Source organism: Actinoplanes sp. 13 (assembly GCF_056134165.1).
Window position 1 is genome coordinate 1 of record NZ_JBVYOQ010000056.1, and the last position, 16867, is coordinate 16867.

At 70.8% G+C, this 16867-nt stretch carries 11 protein-coding genes; 10 read left to right on the forward strand and 1 reads right to left on the reverse strand.

All coding sequences use genetic code 11. From position 1 onward, the window contains the following. Positions 1-614 precede the first annotated feature (614 nt). The 4 genes from AC0NH5_RS42535 to AC0NH5_RS42550 all read left to right on the forward strand — a co-directional run bounded on the left by AC0NH5_RS42535 (position 615) and on the right by AC0NH5_RS42550 (position 4863). The gene (locus AC0NH5_RS42535; protein ID WP_474414101.1) at positions 615-1259 is read left to right on the forward strand and encodes a hypothetical protein; all 645 of its coding nucleotides are present in this window, start codon (positions 615-617) and stop codon (positions 1257-1259) included. Between the two features lie 232 nt (positions 1260-1491). Continuing rightward, the gene (locus AC0NH5_RS42540; RefSeq protein WP_474414103.1) at positions 1492-2619 is read left to right on the forward strand and encodes an SMP-30/gluconolactonase/LRE family protein; all 1128 of its coding nucleotides are present in this window, start codon (positions 1492-1494) and stop codon (positions 2617-2619) included. Between the two features lie 899 nt (positions 2620-3518). After that, positions 3519-3758, forward strand: coding sequence for a hypothetical protein (locus AC0NH5_RS42545; RefSeq protein WP_474414105.1), 240 nt, complete (start codon positions 3519-3521; stop codon positions 3756-3758). A gap of 730 nt (positions 3759-4488) precedes the next feature. Beyond that, positions 4489-4863, forward strand: coding sequence for a hypothetical protein (locus AC0NH5_RS42550; RefSeq protein ID WP_474414107.1), 375 nt, complete (start codon positions 4489-4491; stop codon positions 4861-4863). Between the two features lie 162 nt (positions 4864-5025). Here the strand turns inward: AC0NH5_RS42550 and AC0NH5_RS42555 are convergent, their stop codons facing one another. Then, complete coding sequence (locus tag AC0NH5_RS42555; protein WP_474414109.1) at positions 5026-6060, reverse strand: hypothetical protein; 1035 nt, start codon at positions 6058-6060, stop codon at positions 5026-5028. A gap of 183 nt (positions 6061-6243) precedes the next feature. Between AC0NH5_RS42555 and AC0NH5_RS42560 the strand changes: the two genes are divergently transcribed. Genes AC0NH5_RS42560 through AC0NH5_RS42585 form a run of 6 tightly spaced genes read left to right on the forward strand, consistent with a single transcriptional unit; the run spans position 6244 to position 15660 of the window. Further along, complete coding sequence (locus AC0NH5_RS42560) at positions 6244-7443, forward strand: esterase/lipase family protein (protein ID WP_474414111.1); 1200 nt, start codon at positions 6244-6246, stop codon at positions 7441-7443. A gap of 5 nt (positions 7444-7448) precedes the next feature. Continuing rightward, a complete protein-coding gene (locus AC0NH5_RS42565) occupies positions 7449-8561 on the forward strand; it encodes a caspase family protein (RefSeq protein ID WP_474414113.1) in 1113 nt (370 codons plus the stop codon). Beyond that, on the forward strand, positions 8558-10231 hold the full coding sequence (locus tag AC0NH5_RS42570) for a hypothetical protein (RefSeq protein WP_474414115.1): 1674 nt from the start codon (positions 8558-8560) through the stop codon (positions 10229-10231). The genes AC0NH5_RS42565 and AC0NH5_RS42570 overlap by 4 nt, the downstream gene beginning before the upstream one ends. Next, on the forward strand, positions 10228-13587 hold the full coding sequence (locus AC0NH5_RS42575; protein ID WP_474414117.1) for a WD40 repeat domain-containing protein: 3360 nt from the start codon (positions 10228-10230) through the stop codon (positions 13585-13587). The genes AC0NH5_RS42570 and AC0NH5_RS42575 overlap by 4 nt, the downstream gene beginning before the upstream one ends. 4 nt (positions 13588-13591) lie before the next feature. Continuing rightward, complete coding sequence (locus AC0NH5_RS42580; RefSeq protein WP_474414119.1) at positions 13592-15244, forward strand: hypothetical protein; 1653 nt, start codon at positions 13592-13594, stop codon at positions 15242-15244. After that, the gene (locus AC0NH5_RS42585) at positions 15241-15660 is read left to right on the forward strand and encodes a hypothetical protein (protein ID WP_474414121.1); all 420 of its coding nucleotides are present in this window, start codon (positions 15241-15243) and stop codon (positions 15658-15660) included. The genes AC0NH5_RS42580 and AC0NH5_RS42585 overlap by 4 nt, the downstream gene beginning before the upstream one ends. Positions 15661-16867 lie beyond the last annotated feature (1207 nt).

The window sequence follows — 16867 nt, forward strand, 5'->3', positions numbered from 1 at the left end:
ACACATCCAAATCCGCACGAGTGACCACACCAGACACTCGCAGAATGCTACACAACGAAACGCTGTTGTAGTATTAGCGCACCTGTGACTTGCTGTCCGAGAGTGTGACTGAGCGAGTTCAGCTCGAAAGCGATCGCGCTGGCGCCCGCGAGAACGGCGGGCTGCGCGCCGACATGGAGAGCCGTGCCGTGGACGGGTCTCGGCGTACCGACGTGCGGATCACCGGCGCGTCCGGGACCTCCCCTGCGAGGTCGAGCTCTCCTATGCAAGCCGCGCGAACGCCATCTAAGCGCGGGGCCCCGTAGTCGTCTCCCATGTCGGTTGCAGCGCCGCCAAAGTGGCCGGATAAGGTCGAACCTATGGCCTGGCGCTGGTTTCCTTCACGGCGCCCACATACGGGCGTCCGCGCCGACCTCTCACCGGCAGAGCAGGTGCGGCAACGAGTTCGCCGCTGCATCGAGGCTGAGGACCTCGCCCCGGCGCTGGAGGCTGCGGCGCTCGTTGAGGTGTCGGCAGTTCTAGATCAGGTCGCTGCCCCGGCAAGGACCGGAGCCATCCCCAGCGCCACGCTAATAGGGGATGTCGCAGTGGTGCACCGCCTTCGGGCTTTGGGCTTGAACGACTCGGTCGAGGAGCGTCATGCCTGCGGCGCCGCTCAGGTCCTCGTCCACGTCATCGATCCTGATGCCGTCGCGCCGCGGGTACGAGACGAGGTCGCCGCCGTGGTGTCACAGGGCGCCGCGACCGACCTGCGCACAGCAGTGATTCGCGTTCTGGAAGGCAACGCTTCGGCTGTGCGTGCCGCGTGCCGCCGCCAGCCCGATTTGATGATGGCGGACCTCTATGTGCAGGCGTTCCGTCGCCTGCTCGAGTTCGGCGGGGGAAACCTGCCGCAGCGTTCAGCCCGGCTGCTCGACCTGGCCGCCGCGCTGGACGGCCGCGCGCAGTTGCGCGGGGCCGGCGGTATGGCGGACCTCGATGAGGCAATCAGGCTGACGGGTGAGGTGCTCGCCGAGTACGCCGAGGATCGAGCGGTGGTGATTCGCGCACACAAACTGCGTGGCCCCCTCCTGGTGGATCGGAATGACTTGCAGCCAGAGTCACAGGATCTGGCCGGAGCTGCCGAGTCGTTCCGGGCGCTCGCCGCTCTGATCGGCGAGGAGGACCCGGACCAGCGGGCCGACTTCGAACAGCGCCTCGCGATCCTGCAGCGACTGATAGTGGAGCAGCAGGGCCCGTCGGCTGCCGACGACCGGTAGGTTGGCTGCCTAACAAACTCGGACCCTGGCCTGGAATCGGTGAGTGCCGCATGCCGGGCGGTGGCCACGTCATGCTGGTCGCTGATTGTGCCCGCCTGGCTATGAGCCACGAGTAGTGGTCAGTGGATTCTGCACACCCCTGGCCCGACCACTGCTGATACCGGTGGTTGCGCTGACCAGCAACGATGGACCATGCGGTCGTGCGGGAGGCACGTGACGGGTTGCATGGTGGATGGACATCGACTTGCCTGAACGGCATTCGACGTTCGCCACCCGCACGGGAGGTATTCAGGAAGTACCACAGCACGCCATGCGCGCCTCGGTGTCCTGTGCTCTCCCTATGCGTTTCGCAGGCAGGAGATTCCGTATGAAGCACCGTGCGGGCACGGCGCTGGCCGTGCTGGGCATGACGCTGGTTGCCTCCCTCATTCCGACGGCGGTGTCGGCGCGGTCGCCGGGCTCGGCGCCCCCTTCGGCGCTCACCATCCCGGGGGAGAACTTCTACCCGGAAAGCATCTCGGCTTCGGCTGCCGGTCACCTGTTCGTTGGCAGCATCACCACCGGCGCTGTCGTCCGCTTCCGGCCCGGGACGTGGAAGAGTGAACCGTTCCTGGCGCCCGGCATCAACATCGGCACCGCCGGGGTTCTGGTCGACGACGCCCGGCGGGTGCTCTGGACGTGCGCCATTGATCTGAGCTTCCAGACCCTGACCGAGCTGCGGGCGTTCCGGTTGATCGACGGCAGTCTCGCCGCGGCGTACGTACTGCCGGACCGCGGTGTCTGCGCTGACCTGACTCTGGCCGACGGTGACGTGTACGTCACCGACACCACCGATCCAACGGTTATCCCGCCGGCACCTGGACGAATCTTCCGGCTCCATACCACTCAGCGCACCAACCCCGGTGGAGGCGTCCTCGCGGTGTGGTCCTTCGATCCGCTGCTCACCGGTCCGGGCGCAGGTCTTCAGATCAACGGGCTGGCCTACGACGGACGTCGCAGCTTCTACACCACCAACTACAGCACTGGAGCTTTGATCCGGATCGACCGGGCGAGGGACGGCACCGCGCTGCCCGGCTCGCCGATCCCGCTGTCGAGGTCGTTGACGAACCCGGATGGCATCCGAATGTTCGACCGCCACCGGCTGCTGGTTACCGAGAACCCAGGCCGGCTCAGTATCGTCGACGTGCGCACCGGCGCCGTGCGCCTGGTGACCGATGCTCTGGATCAGCCCACGTCATTGGTCCGTACCGGTAGCAGCCTCTGGGTCACTGAAGGGCAAGTGCTCAGGCTCCAACAAGGGCAGGCTCCGAACTTGCCGTTCACCGTACGCCGCGTGCGCATGCCGTTCAGTGCCAGCTGACCATCGATCGCGTCCGCGAGCGGCATTTTCCCACTGCGCCGGCGGCCCCTCCGTGAGCAACGGCGCCGCGATGGCCTTCCAGGCGGCTTGTCGTGCCCGGGCGGCGCCGCGTGTGACTCCTGGCCAAGCCAATTATGTAACCGCCGCAGAGTCCGACGCGCGAACTCTTTTCCCGCCGCACTGATTCGGCGTACACCGTGAATACCGCGATCGCCGCTATGAGGGCCTGAGCCTCACCTATGGCGGCGATTGCGGTATTTGCATTCTTGGCTCTGGGAAAGGCGACCTAGCCCCAATCGCCGCAACCTGTCCACAGCCGTCAAGCGCACACATCTGACCCCGACTCCGGCCATCGATGTTCACAAAACCTAGACGCTTTCGTCGGATAGATGGTCTTCTTTCAGGGCGAGCTCGGATGCGAGACTTGAGCTGGGAGCAACGCACGGGCGGGGAGACAGGATGCGGGGGACCAGAAAATTCGCCGCTTCGCACACCGCAGGCCAACACTGCAACGCCGAACAAACCGTGCCTGCGCGGGAACCGCAGCACCGGGACCGTCCTTGACGAGGTCCACAGCGTTTTAGGGAGGCGGGAGCACCATGAACCTTACCAGGAAGGTCGCAATCCCTACGCATACAGCGGCGATCCCCACCATGGGCTTTATGGGTGGGAGTTCCTCCCCGGCGCTGGCCGCCGGCACCTCAATCTATTTCCGATGGAGATGCAAGCCCGGCAATCAGGCCGAGGCCACGGCCACCCTCAGCGGTTGAGCACAGCGTCGGCTCGCGCTATCGGTGATCGCGATGACCGAGATTAGCCCGGCTGTGGGCCACACCCGCGATGCAGGGTGGGAGGCTCACCGTGCTGCGATCGTCCATCTAGAAGCGTGCGCAGACGCAATGTTCGCCGCCGAGCAGGCCGACGCGCCTGATGCGATCGAGTCGCCGGCTGTCGGCCCGTACTGCGCGTGTTCCGATTGCGACGTGCGGGAGACCTTGGCTGTCGCGTGGCCCATCTTGCTGGATGATGCCGCTGCGATAGTGGAACGCGGCGGGCACGGCGCCGCAGTGCAGCTGCTGCGCGCGGAGATCGCCCGTGTGCGGCAGGTTCTGGCCAGCCACCACACCACAGCCCTTTAGAGCTTCTCGTTAGGCGCACGTTGAGAACGGCGGCGGAGATCTGGCAAGGCTTCCAACAGGACAGCCGCGCCGATCCTACCACCTCGATATTGACCGGGTGCCACCATTTTTCGTCGGCGGCGCCGAGATGCAGCGCGTCTCTCGCAGCGAACAGGTCCGTGTGCAATTGCCGGGATCAGAAACGATGTCGTCGGCATAGCGACAAATTCGTCACCCATCTGCCGCCCGACATAGGCGAAGTCGTTCAGCGGCTTCAGTCGCACCGCGGTCGAGTACCCACCACCGCCGAGCAGAGCCGCACCTGTCCCTATTTCGGCGCTTCTGAGATTTTATGAGCGAGGCATCCAGCCTCCTCGGTCGGACTCTCGCGGCCTCGCGATTTGCACCAACTCGCAGGCGGTGCTTCTCCGGAAACGGCCACCGCCCGGCACCCGTCCAGAGGAATAGCAGACACATATGGCCTGAACTGCGGCCAATGCTGGCCCGATAACTGGACGGCAACCCTCTTGGGTGTTGTTATTTACCAGCCTAATCGGAAATCCGAGAGCATCGTTCATTCCCTGCCCGGGATGCGATAGCCGCAGCTTATTTTGGTCGACGCGCGCGCCTCGACGGCGATATGCGTCGCTGCGGTGCCTTCCACTTCTGGCGATGCCTTTTCCCGGAATGCCGATGTCGGCAGGGCGGCCCTGCGGCCGTGCATTCGTCAACTTCACGAATCGGGAGTGACATGATCCTCAAACGGAAGACCGCAGTAGCGATGGCCGCGGTGACGGCGGCCGCGATGGTCGCCGTCGGCGGCGCAGCCTCGCCGGCTTTCGCGGCCAGCGCCTCCTGTACCGCGCCGTACTGGTACAAACCGTGGCAGTCACGCACGTGCACCACCGCATCGGTCAAGGCAACCAGCACGCGCAAGATCACTGTCAGTATCGAGGCCTGCAAGGGCAGCCCATGGAAGGTGTGGGACACGGGCACCGGCAAGACCGTCGCCTCCGGCACCGGCAACGGTGCCGATATCCGCAAGACCGTCGGGGGCCTCTACGGGACGTACCGGGCGAAGCTGTCGAACGCCTGCTGGGGGGACTACGTCTCCATCAACAACTGACACAAACAGAACCGGAGTTTGGCCTTCCTGAACGGCAGAAGCCTCCGCCCAGTTTCCTCGCCGAATCAACGGCAACGTGAGTCAACCGGTTAGTGGCGCGAGCGGCTCACCGCCCGGCGCCCACGGCCCTGACCAGCGTTGCCGTTGATCTTTCACTGCTAACTAGATCGGTGCGGCGGCGACCGCCAGCACCTCATCGGCGATCCGGGCGCGCGCGTCACCGTGCCGCCGATACAGAACCTGGGTGTCGTCATCCGGCACGATCTCGGCCCGATCGCCGGAGGCTAGCGTCCGGACGGCGGTGACCGGACGGTCCTCGACCCGGGCCCACTTCTCGCCGGCCCACCGCCACCAGGTCGGCTCCGGCGCTGGCCCTTCGCACTCGGTGGCGCTGAGGACGCTGTTGAGCCGGCCCTCCCGGTCCCACCAGCTGTCACCCATCGCGGTCGCGCCCGGCCCGACGGACAGATCCAGCGGGATGAGGTCGCCGCCCGCCCGCAGGATCCAGGCCTTCTCGCCGGGGCAGATCCCGTCGTCCGCCGGCTGGCTGATCAGAAACACCGGGCGGCCGCCGGCGTCGCGGCCACCGGCCGCGCGGGAGCCGACGATGGAGGCGTGCCGGTGCACCTCCCGCGCCGGGCCGTCCGGTTCGACCAGGAAGATCGTGTCGTCACCCGCCCCGTCGGCGACGGACGGCAGCACGGTGCGCACCAGCACGCTCTCGCGGGCGGCCGCCACGATCTGGGTCGCCCGCACCCCCGCGGGCAGCTTCAGGTCGAACGCCGCCGGCTCGGCCGCCCCCGCCAGATCCAGCATCCGGCCCTGGTGCTGCTCGTCGACGTACGCCACCCGATCCCCGCCGACCGGCTCCACCCGGCTGCAGCCGCACGGGATCCGGCGGAGGTCACCGGTCCGCGCGTCGATCGCCACGACCGAGCCGCGGCCCCCGGCGTCGATCGAGACGGCGCCGGCGTAGGCGCCCGACGCCGTCCAGAAGACGTTGGTCGCCTGCTGGAAGCCGCCGACGATCGGGCCGGTTGTCCGGTCGCCGGCCTGGACGGTGATCTCGCCCGCCGCGATCCAGGCGAACCGGTCCTCCGGCGGAGCGCTCGGCGACGGCACCGGCGGCTCGTCCTGGCAGCCCGTCGTCACGCCCGCGGCCAGGACCAGGATTCCGAGGACTCGGCACCACCGCATTTGTCAACTCCGTCCTACGAATTTACTCAGATCGAATGAATTACCGGCCGCGGATCCACAGGGGACGCCGCCGATCGGACCGCCGCAGGAGGACCCCGCAGTGGCCGAACGTCCGATGTGACCGATGGGCGCGGCGACTATAGCTTGTCCTTCCACAGTCGCCGACCAGCGTGAGGATCTCGCGTGCCCCTGGTGTACGTGCACGGCATCGCCAACCGGCAGGAAAGCAACGGATACGAGGCCAGGTGCGATTTTCGTGACGGCCTTTTCGAGCAGTTTCTTCTGCCCGTCATTGGCGATTCGGCAAAAGCCGAGATCCATTCACCGTATTGGGGCGACCTGGCCGGGAAACTCCGCTGGAACGGCTCGAGCTTCCCGTCCGCGTACGGCCCGGCGGGCCGGACTCTAGGCGCCGAGGAGGAGCTCGGGCTCGCGCTGCAGGCGGCCGCCACCGAGGACTCAGCCGACCCGGACCGGATCCTGCTCACCATCGCCCGGCGTGACCTGTCCGACGTGGTCGACCTGCTGTCCAGCATCGGACCCGAACCCACCGGGGCGCTCACCCGGGAGCTCGCGGCGGCAGCCGGCACGCTGACCGCCTACTTGCGGCGCCGGGAGGCCGCTGTGCCGGACGAACGCGACGGCGTCCGCTACCCGTGGCTCGACGAGGTCGACGACGACGTCGATCTGCTGGACCGCCTCCTCACCGAGGCCACCCCGCCGGACGAGCGGCGCCGGTCCCTCGGACCCGGCGACGCGGTCCGCGACTGGCTGTCCCGGGCCCGCCTGCGGCTCAAGCGCGGCGCCGCCGTCGTCCGCGGCGCACCGGTGACCGCCGCGGCCGGCCTGCTGCGGCTCCCGATCCCCGCGCTGATGGCCGACGTGGTCGGCGACATCTTCGCCTACCTGGGACAGCGCGGGCACCCCGGCGCACCCGGCCCGATCGTCGAACGCGTCCTGGAGGATCTCGACAGGGCCGCCCGCGAGCGCACGCCGGAGCGCAAGCTGACCGTGGTCGCGCACAGCCTCGGCGGCGTGATCACCTACGACCTGCTGTCGCATCACCGGCCCGGCCTGGTCGTCGACCACCTCGTCACGATCGGCAGCCAGGTCGGCCTCTTCGCCGAGATGGGCCTGTTCCCCGCCGTCGACCCCACCCTGCCCAGCGCAACACAGCCACGGATCGACCCGCCGCCGGCCATCCGCCACTGGATCAACGTGGTCGACCGCGCCGACCCGCTCGCCTTCCGCGCCGAGCCGGTCTTCCGCCGGGTCACCGACTACCACTACCCCTCCGGAGCGGCCTGGGCCCACGGCGCCTACCTGCGTCAGCCCTTCTTCCACGAACGCCTCGCCGCCCGCCTGGCACGGGCAACACCATGACCACGGTGTACGACACGCGCCCCACCACCGAGGGCCGCCTGCACGCGCTGGTGATCGGCGTCGACCACTACCCGCACTGCGGCCGGTCCACCCGGCTGGAACCGCCCTGGCGTGACGTCGCCCGCGCCATCGGACCACTGAACTGCGCGGTCCCGTCGGCGCTCGCCGTCGTCGACTGGCTGCGCCGGCACCGGTCCGACCGGGTGAACCCGGTCGGCAGCGTCGAGCTCCTCCTCTCCGGGCAGCAGGAGCAGCGGGTCGACGGGCACGACGTCGAACGCGCCACCATGGCCAACGTCCAGGCGGCGTTCAGGCGCTGGTACGACCGCTGCGACCGCAACCCCCGCGACGTTGCCCTGCTGTTCTTTTGCGGCCACGGCCTGCGGCTCGGCTCCGAGGACATCCTGCTCCTGGAGGATTTCGGCGCCGACCGGCACACCCCGTTCGCCACCGCAATCGACTTCCGGGAGACCTACTACGGCATGCGCATGGCGAAAGCCGGCATCCAGTGCTTCCTGCTGGACGCGTGCCGCAACACGCCGGAAGACCTGGCCGGCCGTGCCAACGCCCACGCGACCGCGCTCAAGCACGCGCCGCCCAGCCCGGAGTCCCGCGACGCCCCGATCGTCTACTCAGCGCCAGAGGGCAGCCGCGCCCCGGCGCCGGACGGCGTACCCACCCGCTTCACCGAGGCCGCCATCCAGGCCCTAGAGGGCGGGTCGGCGGACCACACCGTGCCGGGCTGGCCGGTCACCACCGACCTGCTGCACTTCGGCATCAACCGCCTGCTGGGCTGGGGCGAGACCGGCGGCCGCCAGTACGCGGCCGCCGGTGGTCAGTCCACCGGCGGCACCATCCACGCCTTCGACGCCCCGCTGGTCCCCTTCCGCTTCGGCTGCGACCCGCAGGCCGCGCTGCCGCACGCCCATCTGCACCTGGCCAACGCGGACCGCAAGTTCGAACGGCCCCCTGCCGAGATCGCCTGGCGAGGCGCGGCTCCGGCGGACAGCTACTCGCTGCGCGCCGAGTTCGCCGCACAGGGGTACGCCGGGAACCCGGCGACCGTGATGCTCCTGCCGCCGTACCGGGACTCGCAGCTCAAGGTGAACCCCGCATGATCGTGGCGCTGCACTGGCAAACGCCGGCCGCCGCCGTCATGGCGGTTGAAGTGATCGACAGCGGCCTGCGGATCGCGGCCCGGACCGCGCTCCCGGCCGGCACGCCCGTGGAGCTCACCCTCGACGAGGGCGCCTACCTGATCCGGGGCTGGGCGCCGGACGGGCAACTCGTCGAGGCGGTCGCCGCCGGCGACACCTCCGTCACCCTGGAATCCGCCCCCGCGGCGCCGTCGCCCGTCGAGGCGTACGCCGACTGGCTCCAACCGTGGCACCGCTTTCGTGGAACGTGGCGTCCCGGCGCCGGGTTGTTCTCCGCCGGCGGCGGCCGCAACGTCGCCTTCCAGTTCGGCACCACCGACGGTCCCGCCGGCACAACCATCACCACCGCGGGCCTCGGCCTTCCCGGTTCACCCGACGTGCCGGCCGACGGCGTGGCTTTGAGCCTGCTGCACTATCTGACCGCTGGTGACCTCCGCTCCGCCCGCACGCTCGTCGACGCGTTCGGCACCCTGTCGCCGGCCGACCTCACGCCCGCGGCGGCGATCGCCGCCGGCTACTTCCTCGCCCGGACCGGTGATCCGCGCCTGTCCGAGTGGGCGCGGGAAGCGAAGACGGTGCTGCCGGAATCGGCCGACGCCGCCGTCCTCGTCGCGTGGCACCACCTCCGGCTGTCCGAAGCGAACCTCGGCGAGGCGAACCGCCACCTGCGGCGCGCTCACCGGCTCGGCCCGCCGGCGGTCGCCGCCGGGATGGAGCTGCTCACCGATGGGCTCGCCGCCGCGCGCCGCGGCGGGTCCTCGGCGGGCCGCCTTCTCGATGAAGTCCGGCTCGTCCGTCGCGCCATGCTGCCCGGCATTCTGACCAGCTATTGGTCCGTCACACCCAACAACCCGGTACCGGCCCTGCGCCCCGCACCGCGACACGATGCCGGCAGGCGTCCGTCAGAGAAGACCGTGACCCCGATCATGTCCGTCCTCGCGGGAACGGCCCTCGTGACCCGGCCCCGGTTCGAGCTCCCGTTCCGCCGGTACCACCGGAGCCAGCGGCCCGTGGAACCGCTGGTCGCACTGGACCGCACCGCACGACGGATGCTCCCCTCGGCGACGCCGCGCCGGATCGCTGTGCTGCGGCAGACGTTTTTGAACGCCACGCGCGCATCCGCCGTCTCCGAAGCGGAGATGGCGGCCTTCGTCACCGACAGCGAGAGCCGGCACGGTTGGCCGGCGCCGGCGGGGACGACCAGCATCCCCCGCCTCGAACTGCGCGGCGCCCGCGCCGCCGGCCCCGCCGATCCGGCAGTCGTCCAGTGGTGGGACCCGGGCACCGACATCACCGTCGACTGCCGCCAGTCCGCCCCGGACCGGGTCGACATCCTCGTGCGCGCTCCCGGCGACGTGTTCGTCGAGATGCACGTGGCTGACGACCACGGCTGGCAGCGCTACCTGATCACGAGCGGATGCCGGATCACTCTCGCCGGGGTCGCCGGCCGGCTCGACCTGGCCGTCGGCGACGTCCGGCACCCGGCCACGCTCGACGCCGGTGATGCCGACATCGTCGCCCGCTCGGTGCCCCACGCCGACCGCCCCGGGCGGGACCGCTGGCGGGCCCTGCTGAGCGAGCTCCCCGACGGGGATCCGATCGCGGCCGCCATCAGGGACGGCCTGGAGTGACCAGCCTCGAGTTCGCCACCGGCCAGCCGGACGTCCCGGACCACGCCGCGCTCACCGGGGCCGCGCAGGACTGGCTCAGGATCTGCGCGCGCACGCTGCGGGAGTCGCCCGGTGAGCTGGGGCGGCTGCTCAGCGCCGATCATCCGTACGCCGCGGTCTTCGCGGCCGGCACGAGCCGGTGGTATGACCGGGATCCCCTGGAGCCGGAGGGCGCCGACGTCCCCGACCTGGGCAGCGCCCGCGCGGTCCTCGCCGTCGCGGAGGCGCTGAACGAACCACGCCGGGCCACCGAGCTGCTGGCGCCGGCTCTGGCGCACTGGCAGCGCGCGAACGTTCTGCCGGACGACGCGGCGATGACGCTGCCTAAGGAACTGTTCAGCGCCGCCGACGAGAAGCTGCGGGGTGTCCTGCAACGGGCCGGCGAGACCGGCGGCGCCGCGGCCGGGCTCGCCGCGCTGGTCGCCGTCCACCTCAGCGGCGGTGAGCTCCAGCGGGGCCGGCGCGTCGAGGTGCCGGTGCTGTTCGACCGCTACATCGAGGGCGGCACCGCGGTCCTGAGTCTCACCGTGGCCGAGGACGGGCCGGCCGGGCTCTACCCGGATCCGGCGTGCATGCTCTTCCTGGCCTCCGACACCGGGTTCCGGCGCTCGCTGTCCGCCGCCTGGCGGACCAGCGACCTGAGCGGCGCCGGCGTCTGCGTGCTCTGGGCGATCCGGATGCGCACCGAGCCATGCAACGACGTCGTCCGTGACTCGCTCGGCGCGGCGTTCGGCGCCGGGCTGGACGAGCTGCGCCGCAGCATCGCCCGTTTCGGCCAGCTCCGGCTGCGGCGGCTGCACCCGCGCCGCGCCATCACCGGCGGGCTGGACGACGGCGGCCGGGTCACCGCGGTCGGCGGCCTGGACGCCAAGTTCGCCGCCGCGGAACGGGCGAAACTGCGGGTGGTCGTCCCGCGCGTGCAGCAGGCCGAGGCCGACGACCTGCGCGACCGGCATCCCGCGCTGCGCCGGGGCCTGTACTACGCCACCGACCTCGACGAAGTCCTGGCCAGGGCACGCTGGTTCGACACCCGGCAGGTGGCCCTGGCCGCGGCCCTCGTGCTGGTCCTCGTGCTCGGCGGGTTCATCGTGGACCGGGTCAACCAGAGCACGCTCGCCCGCAGCGAGCTGGCCGCCCGGGCGGCCACGCTGACCTCCCAGGCCACCCTGCTCAAGCAGAACGACCCGCGCCTGGCCGGGCTGCTCGCGCTCGCCGCGCACCGGATCTCCCCGGGGGCGGCGGGCACCACCGACGCGCTGCGCGACATCCTGGCCACCAACGAGAACGTCATCCGCAGCTGGAAGGCCAGCCCGTCGCTGGTGTACGCCGTAGCCGTCGACGAAGGTCGGTCACGCGTCTACACCTCCGGCGACGACGACGTGATCAAGGCCTGGGACCTGGAGACCGGCGCCGAGACGGGCCGGGCGCCGGGGTCCACCGCCCAGCTCGTGATGAGCCGGTACGCGCCGGTGATGGCCGCCGTCGACGACGATCGGATCCGGTTGTTCAACGTGGCCGGCGGGAAACCCGAGTCGCTGGGACGGTTGCCCGACTACTTCTGTGCCGGGGAGAACAGCGGGATCGTCACCGCCGGCTTCATCGAGTCCGGCGCCACCGTCGTGGCCGTCTGGAACGACGGCGCCGTCACCACCTGGGACATGGTGACCAGGGAGCCCGGTGACTGCTGGCGGCTGCGGGACACCGCCACCGCCCAGCAGCTCGGCGAGGTGCTCTCCGGTCGCCTGGTGCTTGACGCCTCGGTGGTGCCCTCGCAGGAGGCGGGACGCGGCGTGGAGGACCGGCTCCTGGTGCTGCTCAACCAGAACCGCGTCCTCGATGTCGGCGCCCGCAAGCACGGGGTCACCGTGGCACTCGACGGCGACGAGCTGGCCGCCGACGCGAGCCACGTGCGCGGCACCGCGGAACGGCTCGCCGTCGGCACCAGCGCAGGTGTGCTGCTCTGGGACCGGACCACCAAGCGCAACCTGGCCTTCCCGCTGGGCGGGCTCACCTCGGCGGTCACCGCGCTGGACTTCCGCGACGACCGGCTGGTCATCGCCGGCGAGGCGGGCGCCGCGGTCATCCCGGACTTCCTCACCGCCGCCGGCACCGGACGGTCCGCGACCACTCCGCACGGGGGCCGGGCAGACACCGCCGCGGTGGGCAAGGACGACACGATCGTTGTCGGCGGCGCGGACGGCCGGGTCGCCGTCCTGAACGGCGACGGCGGCAACTTGACCCTGCCCGCCCTGGCGCCGGCCAGCACCGCTGCCTACACCCCGGACGGCGCGCTGCTGCTCAACGACTGGCAACAGGGCCGCTCCAGCGGCCTGTTCACGATTCGGCCCGCCGGTGAGCCCGACTGGGACGCGCCGACCGGCCTCACCTATCCCCACGAGCGCAACTACTACCGGTCCCGCAACTTCTACATCAACGACACCGCCGTCTCGGCCGGCCACGTGGCCGCGGTCGGCCAGATCGACAACAGGTCCGCCGCCGTGGTGGTGTGGCCGGCCGCCGGCGGCAACGAGCCGCGCGAGCTCGTCATCCCCACGCCCGACGACGCCGTCCGCGAGGCGCAGCGGCAGCTCAGCGTGCACGTCGCGTTCGCACCGGAGGCGAACCTGATGGTGGCCCGGCACCTGTCCGGGCAGGTGGGCGTCTGGAACACCACCACCTGGACCATGGCCGGCCCGATCGATCTGCGCCCCGGTAACACGGCCATGGACGTCCACGGCGCCCGCGGGGTGTTCACCGACGGCGGCGACGACCGGGGCGAGCTGGTCCTGATCGACCTGGTGACCCGTCAGGAGATCCGCCGGATACCCGGGCCGGACACGGTCCGCCTGGACTGGTCGGCCGACGGCGCACACATCGTGTCCATGCGCGACTTCCGCCACCTGCAGCTGTACGACAGTGAGCTGAACGCGATCGGCGAATCCTGGCAGGTGCCCGGCAGCGGGCTCGCCACCGGTCTCGCGATCTCACCGGACGGCACCCGCGTGGCGGTCTCCCAGGAGTCCCGGGTCTACGTCTACGACCTGACCACCCGTGAGCAGGTGATGGTGCCGCTGGTCGAGCCGGACGGCAACGACGTGATGGCGCTGACCTGGTCGCCGGACGGCGGCACAGTCCTCGGGCTCACCCTCGCGCCCACCCGGGCGCTGAAGGAACCGGGACCGGTGCGGCGCTGGCTGGTCGCCGACCGGGAGTGGCCGGACCAGATCTGCCGATGGGCCGGCGGCGGCCTCAACCGCGATGAGTGGCGCGAGCACGTCGGCGACGACATCGAGTACGTGGACCTCTGCGAGGAGTGAACTGATGAACCGTGTCCTCGCCGCCGCGCTGGCGCCGCTGCTGCTGATCGCCTCGGCCTGCACGCCGTCCACGCCCGGCCCGGAACCCACCCGCTCGTCCGGCTCCGGCGAGCCGGCGCTGGTGTTCCGCGTCGGGAAGACCCTGCACGTCGCCGACGGCGACGGCAACGTCAGACAACTGCTCACCATGGACTACGACCCTCAGCAGGTCCTCTGGTCACCGGACGGCAAGCGGCTGGCCTGGGCGAATACCGCCGAGACGCCGTCGGGCAGCGACACCGTCTTCGTGGCCGACGCGGTCACCGGCGCCGTCCGGTCGATCCCTTGCCCCTGCCGCGGGCTCGGCTTCCTCGGCGATGACCTGGCCACTGTCAGCGGCGACGGCGCCGGGCTGATCCTCATCCCGGCGCAGGGCGAGCCGGCCCGGGTCGCCTTCGGCAAGCCGGTCACCACGCGCAACACCGTCGAGGGCGCCGCCACGTCCGCACAGGTGGTGGCCGGCGGCCGCGACCGCGTGGTGGTGGAGGTGCCGCTCGACGAGATGAAGGTCGGCATCCGCGCGCAGGCGACGCTGATGTCGGTCACCCGCGACGGCGCCGTGACGGAGATGCTGCACAACCTGGAGGGCGCCGCCGTCCGGGAGGGCCTGAGCTCGCCGGCCGGCGACCGGATCGGCTGGGTCGACGCGCCCAGCAGCGGCGCGTGCTGGGCCCGCCAGCGCATCGTCGACCTCGGCCACCGTGGCGAGGCCGAGCCCACCGACCCCGCTATGCCCACCGACGCGCCGTTCCGCCGCGCGCACCTGCCCGACCAGCAGACCGTGCTGTCGTACTCCTGGGCCGGTGCCGGTGTCGTGCAGACGTTCGGCCCGGTCGGCGGCGAGTGCCAGCTGATGTATCCGTTCCGGCTGGTCTCCTACTACCGGGAGGGTCGCACCTGGACCCACCTGGCCACCGGCCTGCTCGGCATCGCGTTCGGCGCCGATGGGCGGATCGCGCGGCTGGCGCCGCCCGGGGGCGGGGGGCCGATCGAGCCGGCGGATCCGGACGACACCCGGCGCTTCGCCGGCCGGCTCGTGCTCTCCGCGCCCGGGACCGGCGACCGGACGCTGGCCGAGAACGTCGAGTTCTTCGCCTTCACCCCGGCCCAGGCCGCGGCCGCCCGCGTCACGCCCGCGAGCGCGCCGCCCGCACCGGCCGCCGAACCGGCCGGCACCGACGAACGCGGCGCACCGCTCACCGGCCTGCTCGCCGACCTGGCCCGCCAGGTGTGGACGGCGGCCGGCTCCGGCGACACGGCCGCGCTGCTCGCGCTCTGCACGGACTGCGACGCGGCCACCCGGGCCTGGCTGGCCGAGGACGGCGCGGCGAAGGTCCGGCGCTTGCTCACCAGCCATCCGCGACGCTCCGACGACAGCCTCACCTATCCCGGCTTGGCGGTCGAACTCTGCGCCGACAGCAGCGATCCCTCCGTCAGCTCCGGCAGCGGGCCGAGTGCGCAGATCTGCACCCCGGAGCATCTCGCCGACGTCGTCACGCTGGGCATCGAACCCGAGGTCGACCTCGATTATCCGACGTACGGCTACCAGCAGCCGGTGAGCGAATCCCTGCTGTTCCGCCTCGACGGGGGAACCCCGGTCTGGGCCGGCCGGGCATGAGGAGGGCCGCCCTCGCCACGCTTCTGCTGCTCACCGCCTGCGGCGCCGAACCTGCGCCGGAGGCCGCCACCCCGGCTCCGCCGCGGGCGTCGCTGACGTACGAGCCACTGCCCTCGCTGGCGCCGGCCGGTCCCGGCGCCAGCTGCCCGCCTCGGGCCGAACTCGCAGGCGCCCTGCCGGCGGGGGTGGAAGTCGTCGGCTGGTCCGGCGGTGTCAAGTGCGTCGGCGACTGGGCGGTGGCCGGGCTCGACATCGAGGACCCGAGCGCCACCATCGACGGCGAGCCCGCAGTGGACACCGAGGTACGCCTGTTCCGCCACGGCGACACCGGCTGGGCCGAGGTGGACCGCGCGGTGGCGTGCTCCTCCGGTGAAGTGCCCACCCGCGTCGTCCAGCTCGCCTGCCTGGTCTCCTGATCGGAAAGTCTCTTAAGTGCCCACCGGGCACCGGCGAGGTCGCCGACGGTGAGGCACAGGTCGACGAGTTGGTGAGCGGTGTCGACGATCGCGGCGGTCAGGTGGGTGGGTGCGATCTCGGAGTCGGGCAGCCACGCGTACGCGGTGCGGTCGGCGGTGTAGGCGTCCTGAACGCCGTCGAAGGGAGCGCCACGGACCAGTTCGAGGGCTTGGCGCAGGTCGGCGGTGCCGGCGGCGCCGCGGGCCTCGCCGCGGGCGCGGAGCCGGCGGAACAACACCCAGTCAAACAGGTAGCTGTCGGCGATGCGGTAAAGCTGGTCGGCGCCCATCAGCGGCATCCATTTGCCGCCGCTGGCGGTGTCGCCGAACCAGGTACGAGCGCGTGACATCGCCGAGCGGCGGGTGCTGGAGGTGGCCTCCTGCTCGCGCCAGATCGCATCCTCCAGCTGAGCTGCGGTCGCGCTGGCGTGGCCCATGAGTTCGGCGACCAGGACCTGGTCCACGCCTTCGCGGACCAGCCGTTGCAGCGTTCGACGGCGCGCAGCCAGCGAAGGCGAACGAGTGGCGCAGACCGTGGGGCCGTAGAGGGCTGATGTGCCGGGCCGGTCGGCATGCTCGGTATGGAGCCCTCGGCCGATCTGCTCACAGATCATGTTGGTCGGACGCGGAGAGAGCCGGCGTCGGGCCGCCGGGACCCGATCGACGCGGCGGACAGAAACAGCGCAGTCGTTGGTGCGCCGGCGTCGGCCGAGGGCTCGTGCTCCAGGTAGTCGGCCAGGGCGGTACGGCCGTCAGGCGGCGAGGAACACGGTACGGCTGGTGCCGCCCTTGCCCCGGATGCCCACCATTTCGGGTGCAGGAGTGGCGCTCATCCGCGCCAACCCCTGTGCGCGGCACCGACGGGACGAGTTTCCGCAGGTCATCGTTGGCATAGGTGCCCGTATCGCCTCGTCGCGCGGGTCACGCCGTCGCCGAAGGTTTGCCGGGTTCATACCCCTTCGCGCTGGTCGGAAGACTAGTTGGGCGGCAAGTCGGCCCGTTGGCATTAGCGCCCGTAGCGACTTCGGCAGGGCTGGACGCGCTGGCATTAGCGCCCGTAGGACTTCGGCGAGGGATCGGCTCGCTTGGCATTAGAGCTCCTAACGCGATCTCTACGTGGTCCATTTGATCAAGCGGCGCCAGCAGATCATGGCGCAGGCGAGGCTGA